Origin of the sequence: Streptomyces verrucosisporus (genome assembly GCF_017114865.1) — a bacterium.
In the GTDB taxonomy this organism is placed as follows: domain Bacteria; phylum Actinomycetota; class Actinomycetes; order Streptomycetales; family Streptomycetaceae; genus Streptomyces; species Streptomyces fenghuangensis.
In genome coordinates, this window is the sequence record NZ_JADEYH010000012.1 from 1 (window position 1) to 15,224 (window position 15,224).

A 15,224-nucleotide genomic window follows, 5' to 3' on the forward strand; every position below is an offset into this window, starting at 1 on the left:
ATGGCGCGCCTGCGCTGAGCACACCCGCACCGGGCACGTCCGCGCCGGGCGGCCGGGGCATTCTCCGCCCCGCTTCCACCCGATACCCGCGGGCCACACCTCCACACACGCGCACGGCAGGGCCCCGCACACCACGAGTGTGCGGGGCTTACCCTTGAGTGTCATCTCCCACCCGCGATCAACGAGGGGCAGCACCACCCGTGCGCATCGCCAGATTCTCCATCGACGGCAACGTCGCGTTCGGAGTCGTGGAAGGGGACGCGGGCAGCGCCGACGGCCTCGTCCTCGACATCATCAAGGGCCACCCCTTCGCCGAGTTCGAGCGCTCGGGCAAGAGGGTCCCCCTGGACAAGGTGCGGCTGCTGCCGCCCGTGCTCCCGAACAAGGTGGTGGCCATCGGCCGCAACTACGCCGAGCACGCGGCGGAGATGGGCGGCGAGGTCCCCGAGGTGCCGGTCGCGTTCTTCAAGCCCTCCACCTCGGTGATCGGCCCCGGCGACCCGATCGTCTACCCGTCCTTCTCCCGTGAGGTGCACCACGAGGCCGAGCTGGCCGTGGTCATCGGCCGGATGTGCAGCCAGGTGCCCCGTGAGCGGGTGGCGGACGTGGTCCTCGGCTACACCTGCGCCAACGACGTCACCGCCCGCGACATCCAGCGCACCGAGTCCCAGTGGGCCCGGGCCAAGGGCTTCGACGGCTCCTGCCCGCTGGGCCCGTGGGTGGTCACCGACGTCGACCCGGCGGACCTGGCCGTCATGTGCACCGTCAACGGGGAGCAGCGGCAGCTCGGCCGCACCGGCCAGATGGTCCGCTCGGTGGAGGACCTGGTCGTCCACATCACCGAGGCGATGACACTGCTCCCCGGGGACGTCATCCTCACCGGCACCCCGGCGGGCGTCGGCCCCATCAACGTCGGCGACGAGGTCGCCGTCACCATCGAAGGCATCGGCACTCTCACCAACAAGGTGATCAAGCGTGGCTAGCGCATCTGACGTACGCGTACGGTTCTGTCCCTCGCCGACCGGCAACCCCCATGTGGGCCTGGTCCGAACCGCCCTGTTCAACTGGGCGTTCGCCCGGCACCACGGCGGCACCCTGGTCTTCCGCATCGAGGACACCGACGCGGCCCGCGACTCCGAGGAGTCCTACGAGCTGCTGCTGGACTCGATGCGCTGGCTGGGACTGACCTGGGACGAGGGCCCCGGGGTCGGCGGCCCGCACGCCCCCTACCGCCAGTCGCAGCGCATGGACGTCTACGCCGACGTCGCCGGCAAGCTGATGGAGGCCGGCCACGCCTACCGCTGCTACTGCACCGCCGGGGAACTGGAGGAGCGGCGCGAGGCCGCCCGAAAGGCCGGCAAGCCCTCCGGCTACGACGGCAAGTGCCGCACTCTCACCGGGGAGCAGAAGGCCGCGTACGAGGCCGAGGGCCGCGCCTCCATCGTCCGCTTCCGGATGCCGGACGAGGCGATCACCTTCACAGACCTGGTCCGCGGCGAGCTGACCTTCACCCCGGAGAACGTCACCGACTACGGCATCGTCCGCGCCAACGGCGCCCCGCTGTACACGCTGGTCAACCCGGTCGACGACGCCCTGATGGAGATCACCCACGTCCTGCGCGGCGAGGACCTGCTCTCCTCCACCCCCCGCCAGATCGCGCTGTACCGGGCGCTGGCGGAGATCGGCGTCGGAGGCGGGAGCACTCCTCGGTTCGGGCACCTGCCGTATGTGATGGGGGAGGGCAACAAGAAGCTCTCCAAGCGCGACCCGCAGTCCTCGCTCAACCTCTACCGCGAGCGCGGCTTCCTGCCCGAGGGCCTGCTCAACTACCTGGCCCTGCTGGGCTGGTCGATCGCCGAGGACCGCGACATCTTCTCGCTGGAGGAGATGGTCGCCGCCTTCGAGATCGGCGACGTCAACGCCAACCCGGCGCGCTTCGACCTCAAGAAGTGCGAGGCCATCAACGCCGTCCACATCCGGGACCTGGACACCAAGGAGTTCATCGCCCGCTGCGAGCCGTGGCTGACCGCCCCGCACGCCCCCTGGGCGCCCGAGAGCTTCGACCGCGCCGCCTTCGAGGCGCTCGCGCCCCTGGCCCAGACCCGCCTCACCGTCCTGTCCGACATCACCGCCAACGTCGACTTCCTCTTCCTGGACGAGCCGGTTCAGGACGAGGCGGCCTGGAACAAGGCCATGAAGCCCGGCGCGGACGCCCTGCTGCGCACCGCGCGGGCGAAGCTGGCCGGGGCCGAGTGGAACGCCGACGCACTGAAGGCGGCCGTCCTGGCCGCCGGCGAGGAGCACGGGCTCAAGCTCGGCAAGGCCCAGGCCCCGGTCCGCGTCGCCGTCACCGGCCGCACCGTCGGACTGCCCCTGTTCGAGTCCCTGGAGATCCTGGGCCGGGAGCGCACCCTGTCCCGCGTGGACGCCGCTCTGACCAGGCTGGAGGCCGCCGCGCAGGCGTGAGCCGCCGATGAGGGCGTGGAAACCCTGTGAGGGAGGCCGGGAGCTCTGCTCCCGGCCTCCCCGGGCTTTCCGGGACGAACCTCGCCCGCACCCTCGCAGGCGGAACTCCTCCGCCGACGGCGGTGGGGAGCGGACGCAGCCCACCGCGGCGGCCGGGCCCGATCCCGTGCCGGAAGGAGGCCCCGAAGCGCAGGCGGGGCCGCAGCGGTCGCCATGCGTGCGGGAGCGGTGCCGTTGGTGGGTGTTTCCGGCCGCCGGCGACCCGGCGGGAACTCGTTTTGGAGCACGGGCTTCCATCGGGTAATGTTCTTCCCGTCGCCAGGCGGAACGGGCCGAAAAGCCGGAGAAGCAAGGCGGTCACCAGGACAAGAGTTCCGCAAGAGCTTGAGTTCCGGTGGGGTATGGTGTAATTGGCAGCACGACTGATTCTGGTTCAGTTAGTCTAGGTTCGAGTCCTGGTACCCCAGCGCGATCTTCCCAGCAAGATCCAAGCCCCCGTTGTGTAGCGGCCTAGCACGCCGCCCTCTCAAGGCGGTAGCGCCGGTTCGAATCCGGTCGGGGGTACTCGCGGTCCTTCGGGATCGCTGCTGGGGCCCCCGTTGTGTAGCGGCCTAGCACGCCGCCCTCTCAAGGCGGTAGCGCCGGTTCGAATCCGGTCGGGGGTACAAGCGAGGGAAGGCCCTCCGCTTCGGCGGAGGGCCTTATTCGTTGTTCCGCCGGTGTTTCCGCGGCGAGGCGCCCCGCCGCGGAAACACCGGCGGGGCGTTCAGCCGCCGTTGCGGCGCAGCGCCTCGGTGAGGCGGCCGGCGGCCTCCACGATCGCCTGGGCGTGCATCCGGCCCGGGTGGCGGGTCAGGCGCTCGATCGGGCCCGAGACCGACACCGCCGCCACCACGCGGTTGGACGGGCCGCGCACCGGTGCCGAGACCGAGGCGACACCGGGCTCGCGCTCACCGATGGACTGGGCCCAGCCGCGCCGCCGCACTCCCGAGAGGGCCGTCGCCGTGAAGCGGGCGCCCTGCAGCCCCCGGTGCAGCCGCTCGGGCTCCTCCCAGGCCATCAGGACCTGAGCCGCCGAGCCGGCCTTCATCGGGAGTGTGGAGCCGACCGGCACGGTGTCCCGCAGCCCGGACAGCCGTTCCGCCGCGGCGACGCAGATCCGCATGTCCCCCTGGCGGCGGTAGAGCTGGGCGCTCTCCCCGGTGATGTCGCGCAGGTGCGTGAGCACCGGGCCCGCCGAGGCGAGCAGCCTGTCCTCGCCCGCGGCGGCGGCCAGCTCGGCCAGGCGCGGACCCAGGATGAAACGGCCCTGCATGTCGCGGGCCACGAAGCGGTGGTGTTCCAGCGCCACCGCGAGCCGGTGCGCCGTGGGGCGCGCGAGCCCGGTCGCTCCGACCAGCCCGGCGAGGGTGGCCGGACCGGACTCCAGAGCGCTCAATACCAGAGCCGCCTTGTCGAGTACGCCGACGCCGCTAGAGTTGTCCATGCAACGATATTCACGTCTCACATTACGAAACGCAAGTTCCTTTTCCCCGGGAACCCGCCAAGCTGGGGTGACAGTCGCCACCCCGCCCGTGCGGAGGCGGCGGCACGGATGTCGAGACGAGGCCGGCAGTGCGGCCGGTCGGAGGGAAAGCGATGGGACGGACACTCGCGGAGAAGGTCTGGGACGACCACGTCGTCCGGCGCGCGGAAGGCGAGCCCGACCTCCTCTTCATCGACCTGCACCTGCTGCACGAGGTCACCAGCCCCCAGGCGTTCGACGGGCTGCGCAAGAACGGGCGCCGGGTGCGGCGCACCGACCTCACCATCGCCACCGAGGACCACAACACCCCCACCCTGGACATCGACAAGCCCATCGCCGACCCCGTCTCGCGCACCCAGCTGGAGACGCTGCGCAAGAACTGCGCGGAGTTCGGGGTGCGGCTGCACCCGCTGGGCGACGTCGAGCAGGGCGTCGTCCACGTCGTGGGACCGCAGCTCGGGCTGACCCAGCCGGGCATGACGGTGGTCTGCGGCGACAGCCACACCTCCACGCACGGCGCCTTCGGGGCGCTGGCGTTCGGCATCGGCACCAGCCAGGTCGAGCACGTCCTGGCCACCCAGACCCTGCCGATGGCGCCCTTCAAAACCATGGCGGTCACGGTCAACGGCGAGCTGCCCGAGGGCGTGACCGCCAAGGACCTGATCCTGGCGATCATCGCCCGGATCGGCACCGGCGGCGGCCAGGGATATGTGATCGAGTACCGCGGCGAGGCCATCGAGAAGCTGTCGATGGAGGCGCGGATGACCATCTGCAACATGTCCATCGAGGCCGGCGCCCGCGCGGGCATGATCGCCCCGGACGAGACCACCTTCGCCTACCTCGAAGGGCGCGAGCACGCGCCCAAGGGCGCCGACTGGGACGCGGCCGTGAAGTACTGGCGCACCCTGCGCACCGATGAGGGCGCCGTCTTCGACCACGAAGTGGTCATCGAGGCCTCCGAGCTGGCGCCGTTCGTGACCTGGGGCACCAACCCCGGCCAGGGCGCGCCGCTGAGCGCGAGCGTGCCGGACCCGGCCTCCTTCACCGACCCCAGCGAGAAGCTGGCCGCCGAGAACGCGCTGAAGTACATGGGCCTGACCGCCGGGCAGCCGCTGCGCGAGATCGCCGTGGACACCGTGTTCGTCGGATCCTGCACCAACGGCCGCATCGAGGACCTGCGCGCGGCCGCCGCCCTGCTCAGGGGCCGCAAGGTCGCCGACGGGGTGCGGATGCTGGTGGTACCCGGCTCGGTACGGGTGGCGCTCCAGGCCGTCGAGGAGGGTCTGGACAAGGTGTTCACCGAGGCCGGCGCCGAGTGGCGGCACGCGGGCTGCTCGATGTGCCTGGGCATGAACCCTGACCAGCTCAAGCCCGGTGAGCGCTCCGCGTCCACCTCCAACCGCAACTTCGAGGGCAGGCAGGGCAAGGGCGGCCGTACCCATCTGGTCTCCCCGCAGGTGGCCGCCGCCACCGCGGTCCTGGGGCATCTGGCCTCACCCGCCGACCTGTCCGATGTACGCGAGCCCGCGGGAGTCTGAGGAAAAGCCATGGAAGCCTTCACCACCCACACCGGCCGCGCCGTCCCGCTGCGCCGCTCCAACGTCGACACCGACCAGATCATCCCCGCGCACTGGCTGAAGAAGGTCACCCGCGACGGCTTCGAGGACGGCCTGTTCGAGGCCTGGCGCAAGGACGGGGAGTTCGTGCTCAACCGGCCGGAGCGGCAGGGCGCCACCGTCCTGGTGGCCGGGCCCGACTTCGGCACCGGCTCCTCGCGCGAGCACGCCGTCTGGGCGCTGCAGAACTACGGCTTCAAGGCCGTGATCTCCTCCCGCTTCGCCGACATCTTCCGCGGCAACTCGCTGAAGAACGGCCTGCTGACCGTCGTCCTGCCGCAGCCGACCGTGGACGCGCTGTGGGAGCTGACGGAGGCCGACCCGACGGCCGAGGTCACCGTCGACCTGGTGGCCCGCAAGGTCACCGCGCCCGGTGTCGAGGCCGACTTCGAGCTGGACGAGAACGCCCGCTGGCGGCTGCTGGAGGGGCTGGACGACATCAGCATCACCCTGAGGCACGAGGAGGACATCGCCGCGTACGAGGCGAAGCGCCCCTCCTTCAAGCCGCAGACGCTCCCCGCCTGACGACCTGTACCCCGTACGCCCGCCCGTCGCGGCGGACGCACGCGCACCCCTTCGAGCGCCCCCGGCTCCGCGAGCCGGGGGCGCTCGGGCGTACGGGCGGGCACACGGAGAAGGAGGAGAGGTCCAAGTTCCTTGTCACTGGGCACAGTTGCCTCACCCGTACGTGTCCGTCCGCGGCGTGTTGGGGCCGACCGGGGTGACAACTCACCTTCAATGGCACAATCGGTGCATGGACAGCGACGGCCAACTTCCCCTCTACGACCTCGTCGCCGCCCGGCTGAAGGACGCGCACACCATGGTGCGCGCGCTGCAAGTGCCCGACGACGTACGGGCGGCGCTCGTCCGCAGGCTCCTGGCCGTCACGGCCGCCGCGAAGCACGACCTGGGCGGCGCGGCACGGCGGCTGGACCGGCTGATGGAGGACATCCGGGCCGGTGACGGCCTCTTCCCCGGAGAAGGTGAAGACCGGTGCGCGGACCGAAGTGCGTGATGGTCTATTTCGTTGCGACACAAGGGTGATTCGCACGTTTCGCGTTTGATTTGCGGTAAATATCTGCCTAACGTGCGAAAAAGCTTGGACAGATTCGTTCCGGCAATGCCTCCGAAGGGGAAGACGTGAACAAGGCGCAGCTCGTTGAAGCAATTGCCGACAAGCTCGGCGGACGACAGCAGGCCGCCGACGCGGTCGACGTGGTGCTGGACGCGATCGTCCGTGCGGTCGTCGCCGGCGACCGGGTCTCGGTCACCGGATTCGGCTCGTTCGAGAAGGTGGAGCGCCCGGCCCGCTACGCCCGCAACCCGCAGACCGGCGAGCGCGTCAGGGTCAAGAAGACCTCCGTTCCGCGTTTCCGAGCCGGTCAGGGCTTCAAGGATCTGGTCAGCGGCGCCAAGAAACTCCCCAAGGGCGGCGAGGTGGCCGTGAAGAAGGCCCCCAAGGGCAGCCTCTCGGGTGGGGCCGGTGCCACCACCCGCAAGGCGGCCGCCAAGAAGGCCGCCGCCAAGAAGGCGGCCCCGGCGAAGAAGGCCGCGGCGAAGAAGACGGCGGCGAAGAAGACGGCGGCGAAGAAGACCACCGCCAAGAAGACGGCGGCCAAGGCCACCCCGGCGAAGAAGACGGCGGCGAAGAAGACCACCGCCAAGAAGACGACCGGAAAGAAGAGCGCCGGAAAGGCCGTCGCCAAGAAGGCGCCCGCCAAGAAGGCTCCCGGCCGCAGGACCTCGGCGCGCAAGAGGGCGGCGACCCGCAGGAAGTGAGTCGCGGGAAGGGGTCCACGGGAAGTGAGCCGGGCACACGGGCATGCGGTGACCGCGCCGGGCCGGACTCCAGGGGAGTCCGGCCCGCGGTCCGTCCCGGGACCGCCGTCCGGCCGGGCCAGGCGCCCGGTTCGTCCGGTGCCGTGTCGCTCGGGGTCTGCCCGGCGGCGGGGCTCCCCTCCCCGGTATCCCGGCATCCGGCCGGGAGCGCCCCCAGGTGCCGCGGCCTCCCCGGGCCCGCAGGGCCGAGGGGACACGATCGCCAGGCGGCCGTAAGCCGCGTGCACTCGTCCCGCCCGGGCTCTCGGCCAACGCGGCACGGGGGCGCCCCCAGGCAGGAGGCCGGGGAAGCGGCGAGCGGGGTGAACCCCGGCCGATACGGCACTAGGCTCGGCGCCATGCAGGCCACCGCGTACACCTACGACCCCGCGACCCGCAGCGGCAGCGTGCTCCTCGACGACGGCACGCCCCTCCCCTTCGACACCGAGGCGTTCGACGCGGGGGGCCTGCGGCTGCTGCGCCCGGGGCAGCGGGTACGGATCGAGACCGAGACCGAGACCCTGACCGGCACCGAAACAGGAACCGGCGCCGGCGCAGGGCGCCGCCGGATCACGCTGGTGACGCTGCAGACGTTCTGAGCGTGTGCGGGCCCACGCCCAGGGCCAGCGCCGCGGCCAGATCCTCGCCGGTGTCCACATCCCGGCGGACGCTGTCCACCCCGGACAGGACGATCTCCGCCGCCCCGGAGCGCAGGTGACGGACGCGTGAGGCGCCTCCGAAGGCCGGGGCCAGAGCGGCCCCGCCGGACGCGGCGAGCAGCGTGGTGCCGACCTCGGCGGCATCGGCCAGGAAGGCCCGGCGGTGCGCCCGTGCCGCCTCCAGTACCCGGCCCAGTTCCGTGGGGCGCAGGGCGGGCAGATCGGCGTTGAGCGCGGCCACCGAGGCGCCGGGACGCTCCAGCCGTACGACCGCCTCGCCGTGCTCCAGCGCGGCGTTCATCCCGGCGCCCGGCGCGTCCGGCACGATCCGCGCTCCCAGAGCGGCCAGTTCCGCGCCCGCGAGCGGATCGTCCGTGACGATCACCACATCACCCACCGCCGCGCAGGCCAGTGCCGCGGCGACGGTGTCCTGGGCGAAGGCCAGGGCCAGTGCGGGCCGTAGCCCGCTCCCCGCCGCCGGGGCCAGCCTGCTCTTCGCCAGAGCCAGGGGTTTGAGGGGCACCACCAGGGTCCATTCCCGGGCCGCCGCGGCCCACGCCGCCGTGTCGTCGCGATGCATCGGCACCATTCTCACCCGCCGCCGGAGTCGCCCGGGGCTTTACGGGGTTACGGTGTGCTCGACAGGGCGACGACCCGGGGCGACACTTGTGCGGTTGTTCCCGGCGGCGCGTGTGCCGCAGCAGGCAAGAGGAGATGGTGTCCGGGTGTCCCGCCGCAGAATCGGCTTCTGGTACCGCTTTGCCGCGGTTTTGGCGAAACCGCCCCTGGTGGTGCTGTTCAAGCGGGACTGGCGCGGAATGGAGCATATTCCTCAGGAGGACGGATTCATCACCGTGGTGAATCACAACTCCTATCTGGATCCGCTCTCCTACGCCCACTACCAGTACAACACCGGCCGCGTCCCCCGTTTCCTGGCCAAGGACTCCCTGTTCAAGGGCGGATTCGTCGGCGCGGTGATGCGCGGCACCGGGCAGATCCCCGTCTACCGCGAGACCGCCGACGCCGTGAGCGCCTTCCGCGCCGCCGTCGAGGCGATCGACAAGGGCGAGTGCGTGGCGTTCTATCCCGAGGGCACCCTCACCCGCGACCCGGACATGTGGCCGATGGAGGGCAAGACCGGCGCCGCCCGCGTCGCCCTGATCACCAGGGCGCCCGTCATCCCCGTCGCGCAGTGGGGCGCCAACGAGGCCGTACCGCCGTACGCGGGGATCAAGAAGATCCGGTTCTTCCCGCGCAGGACGCTGAAGGTGCTGGCCGGGCCGCCCGTCGACCTGTCCCGGTTCTACGACCGCGAACCCACCGCGGAACTGCTGCGCGAGGTCACCGACGTCATCATGGACGCGATCACGCAGCTGCTGGCCGAGGTGCGCGGCGAACCCGCGCCCGCCCAGCGCTACGACCGCCGCCGGGCGCTCGCGCAGGGCCGGCGCGGCCCCGCCGCCAAGGCGGCCACGGGCCACGGCCCCGCCGCGCACGGCGCCGGCACGGAGCCGGCCACCGGCCGGAAGACCGCCGGCCGCACGGTAGCCGAGGGAGAGAGCGCGTGACGCGAGTCGCCGTCTACGGCACCGGATCCTGGGGCACCGCCTTCGCGATGGTGCTCGCCGACGCCGGCTGCGAGGTGACCTTGTGGGGGCGCCGTGCGGAGCTGGCCGAGGCGGTCAACACCACCCGTACCAACCCCGACTACCTGCCCGGGATCGTCCTCCCCGAGGCCGTGCGCGCCACCACCGACCCGGCCGAGGCCGCGGCCGGGGCCCACTTCACGGTGCTGGCCGTGCCCTCCCAGACCCTGCGCGGCAACCTCTCGGCCTGGAAGCCGCTGCTGCCGCCGCACACCGTGCTCGTCTCCCTGATGAAGGGCGTCGAACTCGGCACCGCCAAGCGGATGAGCGAGGTGATCGAGGAGGTCGCCGGGGCCGGCCCGGACCGGATCGCCGTGCTGTCCGGCCCCAACCTGGCCCGCGAGATCGCCGACCGGCAGCCCGCCGCCTCGGTCGTCGCCTGCCGCGACGAGGATGTGGCCCGCAGGCTCCAGGCCGCCTGCCACACCCCCTACTTCCGCCCCTACACCAACACCGACATCGTCGGCTGCGAACTGGGCGGGGCGGTGAAGAACGTCATCGCGCTGGCGGTCGGCATCGCCGACGGCATGGGCCTGGGCGACAACGCCAAGGCCTCGCTGATCACCCGCGGCCTGGCCGAGACCACCCGGCTCGGCCTGGCCATGGGCGCCGACGCGCACACCTTCGCCGGCCTGGCGGGCCTGGGCGACCTGGTCGCCACCTGCTCCTCGCCGCTGTCGCGCAACCACACCTTCGGCACCAACCTCGGCAGGGGCATGACCCTGGCGGAGACCGTCGCGGCGACCCGGCAGACCGCCGAGGGCGTCAAGTCCTGCGAGTCGGTACTGGACCTGGCCCGGCGGCACGGTGTCGAGACGCCCATCACCGAGACGGTCGTCGACATCGTCCACGACGGCAAGCCGCCGCTGGTCGCCCTCAAGGAACTGATGTCGCGCAGCGCCAAGCCCGAGCGCCGCTGACCGCCCACCACCGTCACGTCAGGTAATCTCGCCCGGATATGAGCAGCCAGTCCTTCTCCCCAGGCCCCCAGACGCCCCCGCCCCCCGGCCGGCGGCCGCGTGTCGCCGTCGTCTTCGGCGGTCGCAGCTCCGAACACGGGATCTCCGTGGTCACCGCGGGCGCCGTGCTGCGCGCCATCGACCGCAACGCCTACGACGTCCTGCCCATCGGCATCACCGCCGACGGCCGCTGGGCGCTGACCGCCGACGACCCCGAGCGGATGGCGATCGCCGACCGCGCACTGCCGAGCGTGGAGCAGCTCACCGAGTCCGACACCGGCTCCGTACTGCTGCCCTTCGAGCCGGACAACCGCGAGGTCGTCTACAGCGAGCCGGGCTCGGTGCCCAAGGTGCTCGGGGAGGTCGACGTCGTCTTCCCCATGCTGCACGGCCCGTACGGCGAGGACGGCACCCTCCAGGGCCTGCTGGACCTGGCCGGGGTGCCCTACGTCGGCTCGGGTGTGCTGGCCTCGGCGGTCGGCATGGACAAGGAGTACATGAAGCGGGTCTTCACCTCCTTCGGGCTGCCCGTCGGGCCCTACACGGTGGTCAGGCCGCGCGAGTGGGAGCAGGACGAGAAGGCCGCGCGGAAGAGGATCGTGGACTTCGCGGCCGACCACGGCTGGCCGGTCTTCGTCAAGCCCGCCCGGGCCGGATCCTCCTTCGGCATCACCAAGGTCGAGGACCTGGCGGGTCTGGACGAGGCGATCGCCGAGGCGCGGCGCCACGACCCCAAGATCATCGTCGAGTCCCTGCTGCGCGGCCGTGAGATCGAGTGCGGCGTCCTGGAGTTCGAGGACGGCCCGCGCGCCAGCCTGCCGGCCGAGATCCCGCCGGCCACGGCCCACGACTTCTACGACTTCGAGGCGAAGTACATCGACTCCGCCGAGGGCCTGGTGCCCGCCCCGCTGACCGACGAGCAGACCCGCGAGGTCCGGGAGCTGGCGGTGCGCGCCTTCGACGCGGCCTCCTGCGAGGGCCTGGTCCGCGCGGACTTCTTCCTGCTGGACAGCGGCGAGTTCGTCATCAACGAGATCAACACGATGCCCGGCTTCACGCCCATCTCCATGTACCCGCGGATGTGGGAGGCCAGCGGGGTCGGCTACCCGGAGCTGGTCGACCGCCTCATCAGGGCCGCCCTGCGCCGCCCGACCGGCCTGCGCTGACCGGCCTGCGCGGATTCGCTCCGGGCCGCGAGGGGCGCGCGGGCCCGGAGGCGGGGACGGCGGGACGTCACAGCGGCTTCCCAGGGACCGTCTGCCGCACCGCGTCGGCGAGGTCGACCAGGGCGTTGACCTCGGGCGCGTACGCGTCGGGGACGGTCACCCGGACGAAGACCTCGCGTTCGAGGAGGGTGAACCGGTGGCCGCCGCCCTGCTCCTCCAGCAGCCAGGAGACCCCGTTCACCTCCACCGAATCGGAGAGGGGGTTGTAGTGTTCACTGCCGGGCGTGAGGACCTCGGGCCGCGGCACTCCGCAGCCCAGTTCGATCGCGGGTTCGCCCCACACGGCGGCGAACCGCGTCTCGGGCTCGATCTCACCCCGGGGCTGCCCGTCCACCTCCTCGGGCAGCGCGCCGTACAGCTCGCGGCAGATGCCGGCGGCCTCGCCCGCAGGGCTCGGTACGGGCGGGCCGGAGCGGTCGCCGCCGGACGGCGTGCAGCCGGCCGCCGCGGCGAGCACGGCGAGCACGGCGGCCGGCTTACGGAGGGCGGACGGCAGGGAGCGGTGGGACACGGAGCTCACCGGGCGAGCATACGGGGGGCTACAGATGCACGACCGGGCAGGTCAGGGTGCGGGTGATGCCCTCCACGTGCTGGATGCGGGCCACCACCATGCGACCCAGGTCGTCCACCGTGTCGGCCTCGGCCCGCACGATCACGTCGTAGGGACCGGTCACGTCCTCGGCCCGGACCACTCCCGGAATCGCGCCGACGACCTCGGCGACGGACGACGCCTTGCCGACCTCCGTCTGGATCAGGATGTACGCCTGTACCACGGAACCTCCAGGGCGGCCACGAGGATCATGGGGGAAGAAGGGACGCCACGGTACCGCGTCACCCGTACCGCCGGGGAGACCCGCACCGCGGGCGGGCGCGGCGGTACGGCGGCGCGGGGAGCCGGACCGGCGGCCGCGGCGGTACCGTTCGAGCGCACGGAAGAAGGGGCACGACGATGCTGAGTTCTCCCGGGGGGCAGCCTCCCCCCGGATTCCCCGGGGGCGCCCCCAGGACTCCCGGCCGTACCGTGGGGGAGCTCGGGGAGTTCGGACTGATCCGCGAGCTGACCTCGCGGATCACCCCCACCCCGGCCGTACGGATCGGTCCGGGCGACGACGCGGCCGTGGTCGCCGCGCCCGACCGGCGCGTGGTGGCCAGCACCGACCTGCTGCTGGAGGGGCGGCACTTCCGGCGAGACTGGTCCACCGCCTACGACGTCGGCCGCAAGGCCGCGGCGCAGAACCTGGCCGACATCGCCGCCATGGGAGCCGAGCCCACCGCGCTGCTGCTCGGCCTCGTCGTGCCCGCCGAACTCCCCGCCACCTGGCCCACCGAGCTGATGGACGGTCTCCACGACGAGTGCCAGGTCGCCGGCGCGGCCGTGGTCGGCGGGGACGTGGTGGGCGGCGAGACCATCACCGTGGCCATCACCGCGCTGGGCGACCTGCACGGACGCGAGCCGGTCACCCGCTCCGGGGCGCGGCCCGGCGACACCGTCGCGGTGACCGGCTGGCTGGGCTGGTCGGCCGCCGGGTACTCGGTGCTCGCCCGCGGGTTCCGCTCACCGCGGGCCTTCGTCGAGGCCCACCGCCGCCCCGAGCCGCCGTACCACGCGGGCCCGGCGGCTGCGGAGCTGGGCGCGACGGCGATGACGGACGTCAGCGACGGGCTCATCGCCGACCTCGGGCACATCGCCGAGGCCAGCAAGGTCCGTATCGACATCCGCTCGTCGGCCCTCGACGTCCCCGTCCAGATGTCCGACATCGGGCAGGCGGTGGGCATCGACCCGCTGCAGTGGGTCCTCACCGGGGGCGAGGACCACGCGATCGTCGCGGCCTTCCCCGCGGACGCCAAACTCCCCGCCCGCTGGCGCCGTATCGGCGAGGTGCTGCACCCCTCCGCCGCGCCGCAGGTCACGGTGGACGGCGCCCCGTGGGACCGGGCGGGCGGCTGGGACCACTTCGGCGACTGACCCGCTGCCGCCGCCGCTCTCGCGGACCTGGTCGCTCGCCGAGGGGGGTTGCTCAGCCGATGGTTGCTGTGAACATGGGCGCGAGTCGCCCGACGGAGGAGGCGGCTTAGGCTGCGGGGTATGCGTACACCACCACCGCGCGTCCTCACCGTCGCCGGGTCCGACTCCGGCGGCGGAGCGGGCATCCAGGCCGATCTGAAGACCATGCTCGCGCTCGGCACCCACGGGATGAGCGTGCTCACCGCCGTCACCGCGCAGAACTCCCAGGGCGTGCAGGGCGCCTGGGAACTGCCGGCCGAGGCGGTGCGGCAGCAGTTCCGCAGCGTCGTGGACGACATCGGGGTGCAGGCGGTCAAGACCGGCATGCTGGCCACCGCAGAGCTGGTCGCGACGGTCGCAGGTCTGCTGGACGGCCTCGCCGCGCCCGTGGTCGTCGATCCCGTCGGGGTCTCCAAGCACGGCGACCCACTGCTGGCCGCCGAGGCGCTGGAGACGGTGCGCGCCGAACTGCTGCCCAGGGCCACCGTCGCCACCCCCAACCTGGACGAGGTGACCCAGCTCACCGGCGTACGGGTGGAGCGCGAGGCCGATCTGCCGCGTGCGGCGGAGGCGGTGCTGGCGTACGGGCCGCGGTGGGCGCTGATCAAGGGCGGCCACCTCAAGGACGGGGCGGACGCGGTGGACCTGCTCACCGACGGCGATGCCGAGCACTGGCTGCGCGCGCCCCGTCACGACAACCGCCACACCCATGGAACCGGCTGCACCCTGGCCGCCGCGATCGCCGCGCGGCTGGCGAAGGGGCGCACGGTCCCGGAGGCGGTCACCGACGCCAAGGAGTACGTGACGGGCGCCATCGCCGCGGGCTTCGCGCTGGGCGGCGGCATCGGCCCCGTGGACCACGGCTGGCGGCTGGGACGGGAGGTTCCGGAAGGAGCGGCCTGAGCGGCCGTTCCGGCCCGCCGCACAGCGGCGGGAGGCGGTTACGCGGGAAGGCCGGTCCACCCGAGGTGGACCGGCCTTCCCGCGTAACCGGCAAAGTGGCCGCGCTGCGCGTTGCGTCAGCGCGAGACCGGATCACCCCCGCCGCACGGCGGGGGAGAGGTCATGCGCTCAGCGCGAGACCTTGCCGGCCTTGATGCACGAGGTGCAGACGTTGAGCCGCTTCGGCGTCCGACCGACCATCGCACGCACCCGCTGGATGTTGGGGTTCCAACGGCGGGGCGTACGGCGGTGCGAGTGCGAGATGTTGTTGCCGAAGCCCGGCCCCTTGCCGCAGACGTCGCAGTTGGCAGCCACGGGTCACTCCAAAGACTTCAGATGCACTTACAGTGAAATCCCGGCGT

At 72.2% G+C, this 15,224-nt stretch carries 17 protein-coding genes and 3 tRNA genes; 15 read left to right on the top strand and 5 right to left on the bottom strand.

All coding sequences use genetic code 11. From position 1 onward, the window contains the following. Nucleotides 1-200: 200 nt before the first annotated feature. The 5 genes from IQ279_RS14760 (at nt 201) to IQ279_RS14780 (ending at nt 3,131) form a co-directional block, all read left to right on the top strand. Nucleotides 201-983 carry a fumarylacetoacetate hydrolase family protein gene (locus IQ279_RS14760; protein WP_206348988.1) on the top strand — a complete coding sequence of 261 codons (783 nt, stop codon included), beginning with the start codon at nt 201-203 and terminating at the stop codon, nt 981-983. Next, entirely contained in the window at nt 976-2,466 is a 1,491-nt protein-coding gene (gene gltX / locus IQ279_RS14765) for a glutamate--tRNA ligase (RefSeq protein ID WP_206348989.1), read from the top strand. Before IQ279_RS14760 ends, gltX begins: the two co-directional genes overlap by 8 nt. 395 nt (nt 2,467-2,861) lie before the next feature. Then, nucleotides 2,862-2,933 (top strand) — tRNA-Gln (locus tag IQ279_RS14770). Nucleotides 2,934-2,957: 24 nt separating this feature from the next. Continuing rightward, nucleotides 2,958-3,030: transfer RNA gene (locus IQ279_RS14775), tRNA-Glu, on the top strand. Nucleotides 3,031-3,058: 28 nt separating this feature from the next. Continuing rightward, a tRNA-Glu gene (locus tag IQ279_RS14780) sits at nt 3,059-3,131 on the top strand. Nucleotides 3,132-3,232: 101 nt separating this feature from the next. Here IQ279_RS14780 and ndgR read toward each other — a convergent pair. Beyond that, nucleotides 3,233-3,952 carry an IclR family transcriptional regulator NdgR gene (gene ndgR, locus IQ279_RS14785; protein ID WP_206348990.1) on the bottom strand — a complete coding sequence of 240 codons (720 nt, stop codon included), beginning with the start codon at nt 3,950-3,952 and terminating at the stop codon, nt 3,233-3,235. Between the two features lie 152 nt (nt 3,953-4,104). Here ndgR and leuC point away from each other — a divergent pair, with 152 nt between their 5' ends. The 5 genes from leuC to IQ279_RS14810 all read left to right on the top strand — a co-directional run bounded on the left by leuC (nt 4,105) and on the right by IQ279_RS14810 (nt 8,024). Beyond that, nucleotides 4,105-5,529 (top strand): 3-isopropylmalate dehydratase large subunit, encoded by a 1,425-nt coding sequence (leuC, locus tag IQ279_RS14790; protein ID WP_206348991.1) that lies wholly within the window; start codon nt 4,105-4,107, stop codon nt 5,527-5,529. Nucleotides 5,530-5,538: 9 nt separating this feature from the next. Beyond that, nucleotides 5,539-6,132 carry a 3-isopropylmalate dehydratase small subunit gene (gene leuD, locus IQ279_RS14795; protein ID WP_206348992.1) on the top strand — a complete coding sequence of 198 codons (594 nt, stop codon included), beginning with the start codon at nt 5,539-5,541 and terminating at the stop codon, nt 6,130-6,132. A 229-nt stretch (nt 6,133-6,361) separates the two neighbouring features. Further along, on the top strand, nt 6,362-6,622 hold the full coding sequence (locus tag IQ279_RS14800; RefSeq protein ID WP_206348993.1) for an SCO5555 family protein: 261 nt from the start codon (nt 6,362-6,364) through the stop codon (nt 6,620-6,622). 125 nt (nt 6,623-6,747) lie between these two features. Continuing rightward, complete coding sequence (locus IQ279_RS14805; RefSeq protein ID WP_206348994.1) at nt 6,748-7,386, top strand: HU family DNA-binding protein; 639 nt, start codon at nt 6,748-6,750, stop codon at nt 7,384-7,386. Nucleotides 7,387-7,784: 398 nt separating this feature from the next. Then, nucleotides 7,785-8,024 (top strand): hypothetical protein, encoded by a 240-nt coding sequence (locus IQ279_RS14810; protein ID WP_206348995.1) that lies wholly within the window; start codon nt 7,785-7,787, stop codon nt 8,022-8,024. Here IQ279_RS14810 and cofC read toward each other — a convergent pair. After that, the gene (gene cofC / locus IQ279_RS14815; RefSeq protein WP_372445145.1) at nt 7,996-8,673 is read right to left on the bottom strand and encodes a 2-phospho-L-lactate guanylyltransferase; all 678 of its coding nucleotides are present in this window, start codon (nt 8,671-8,673) and stop codon (nt 7,996-7,998) included. The genes IQ279_RS14810 and cofC overlap by 29 nt on opposite strands. Before the next feature lie 136 nt (nt 8,674-8,809). Between cofC and IQ279_RS14820 the strand changes: the two genes are divergently transcribed. The 3 genes from IQ279_RS14820 to IQ279_RS14830 are packed head-to-tail and all read left to right on the top strand — an operon-like array spanning nt 8,810 to nt 11,855. Next, complete coding sequence (locus tag IQ279_RS14820) at nt 8,810-9,652, top strand: lysophospholipid acyltransferase family protein (protein WP_206348997.1); 843 nt, start codon at nt 8,810-8,812, stop codon at nt 9,650-9,652. Further along, a complete protein-coding gene (locus IQ279_RS14825; RefSeq protein WP_206348998.1) occupies nt 9,649-10,650 on the top strand; it encodes an NAD(P)H-dependent glycerol-3-phosphate dehydrogenase in 1,002 nt (333 codons plus the stop codon). Before IQ279_RS14820 ends, IQ279_RS14825 begins: the two co-directional genes overlap by 4 nt. 38 nt (nt 10,651-10,688) lie before the next feature. Next, nucleotides 10,689-11,855: a D-alanine--D-alanine ligase family protein gene (locus IQ279_RS14830; protein ID WP_206348999.1), complete on the top strand. Its 1,167-nt coding sequence runs from the start codon at nt 10,689-10,691 to the stop codon at nt 11,853-11,855. Nucleotides 11,856-11,922: 67 nt separating this feature from the next. Here the strand turns inward: IQ279_RS14830 and IQ279_RS14835 are convergent, their stop codons facing one another. Both IQ279_RS14835 and IQ279_RS14840 read right to left on the bottom strand, forming a co-directional pair. Further along, nucleotides 11,923-12,435, bottom strand: a complete 513-nt coding sequence (locus IQ279_RS14835; protein WP_307792358.1) for a DUF3515 domain-containing protein — start codon at nt 12,433-12,435, stop codon at nt 11,923-11,925. 19 nt (nt 12,436-12,454) lie between these two features. Further along, nucleotides 12,455-12,688 (bottom strand): Lrp/AsnC family transcriptional regulator, encoded by a 234-nt coding sequence (locus IQ279_RS14840; protein ID WP_093662086.1) that lies wholly within the window; start codon nt 12,686-12,688, stop codon nt 12,455-12,457. 248 nt (nt 12,689-12,936) lie between these two features. Between IQ279_RS14840 and IQ279_RS14845 the strand changes: the two genes are divergently transcribed. Beyond that, nucleotides 12,937-13,881 carry a thiamine-phosphate kinase gene (locus IQ279_RS14845; protein ID WP_307792359.1) on the top strand — a complete coding sequence of 315 codons (945 nt, stop codon included), beginning with the start codon at nt 12,937-12,939 and terminating at the stop codon, nt 13,879-13,881. A 120-nt stretch (nt 13,882-14,001) separates the two neighbouring features. Then, the gene (gene thiD, locus IQ279_RS14850) at nt 14,002-14,823 is read left to right on the top strand and encodes a bifunctional hydroxymethylpyrimidine kinase/phosphomethylpyrimidine kinase (protein WP_206349001.1); all 822 of its coding nucleotides are present in this window, start codon (nt 14,002-14,004) and stop codon (nt 14,821-14,823) included. 168 nt (nt 14,824-14,991) lie between these two features. Here the strand turns inward: thiD and rpmB are convergent, their stop codons facing one another. Next, a complete protein-coding gene (rpmB, locus tag IQ279_RS14855) occupies nt 14,992-15,177 on the bottom strand; it encodes a 50S ribosomal protein L28 (protein ID WP_031508248.1) in 186 nt (61 codons plus the stop codon). Between the last annotated feature and the right edge of the window lie 47 nt (nt 15,178-15,224).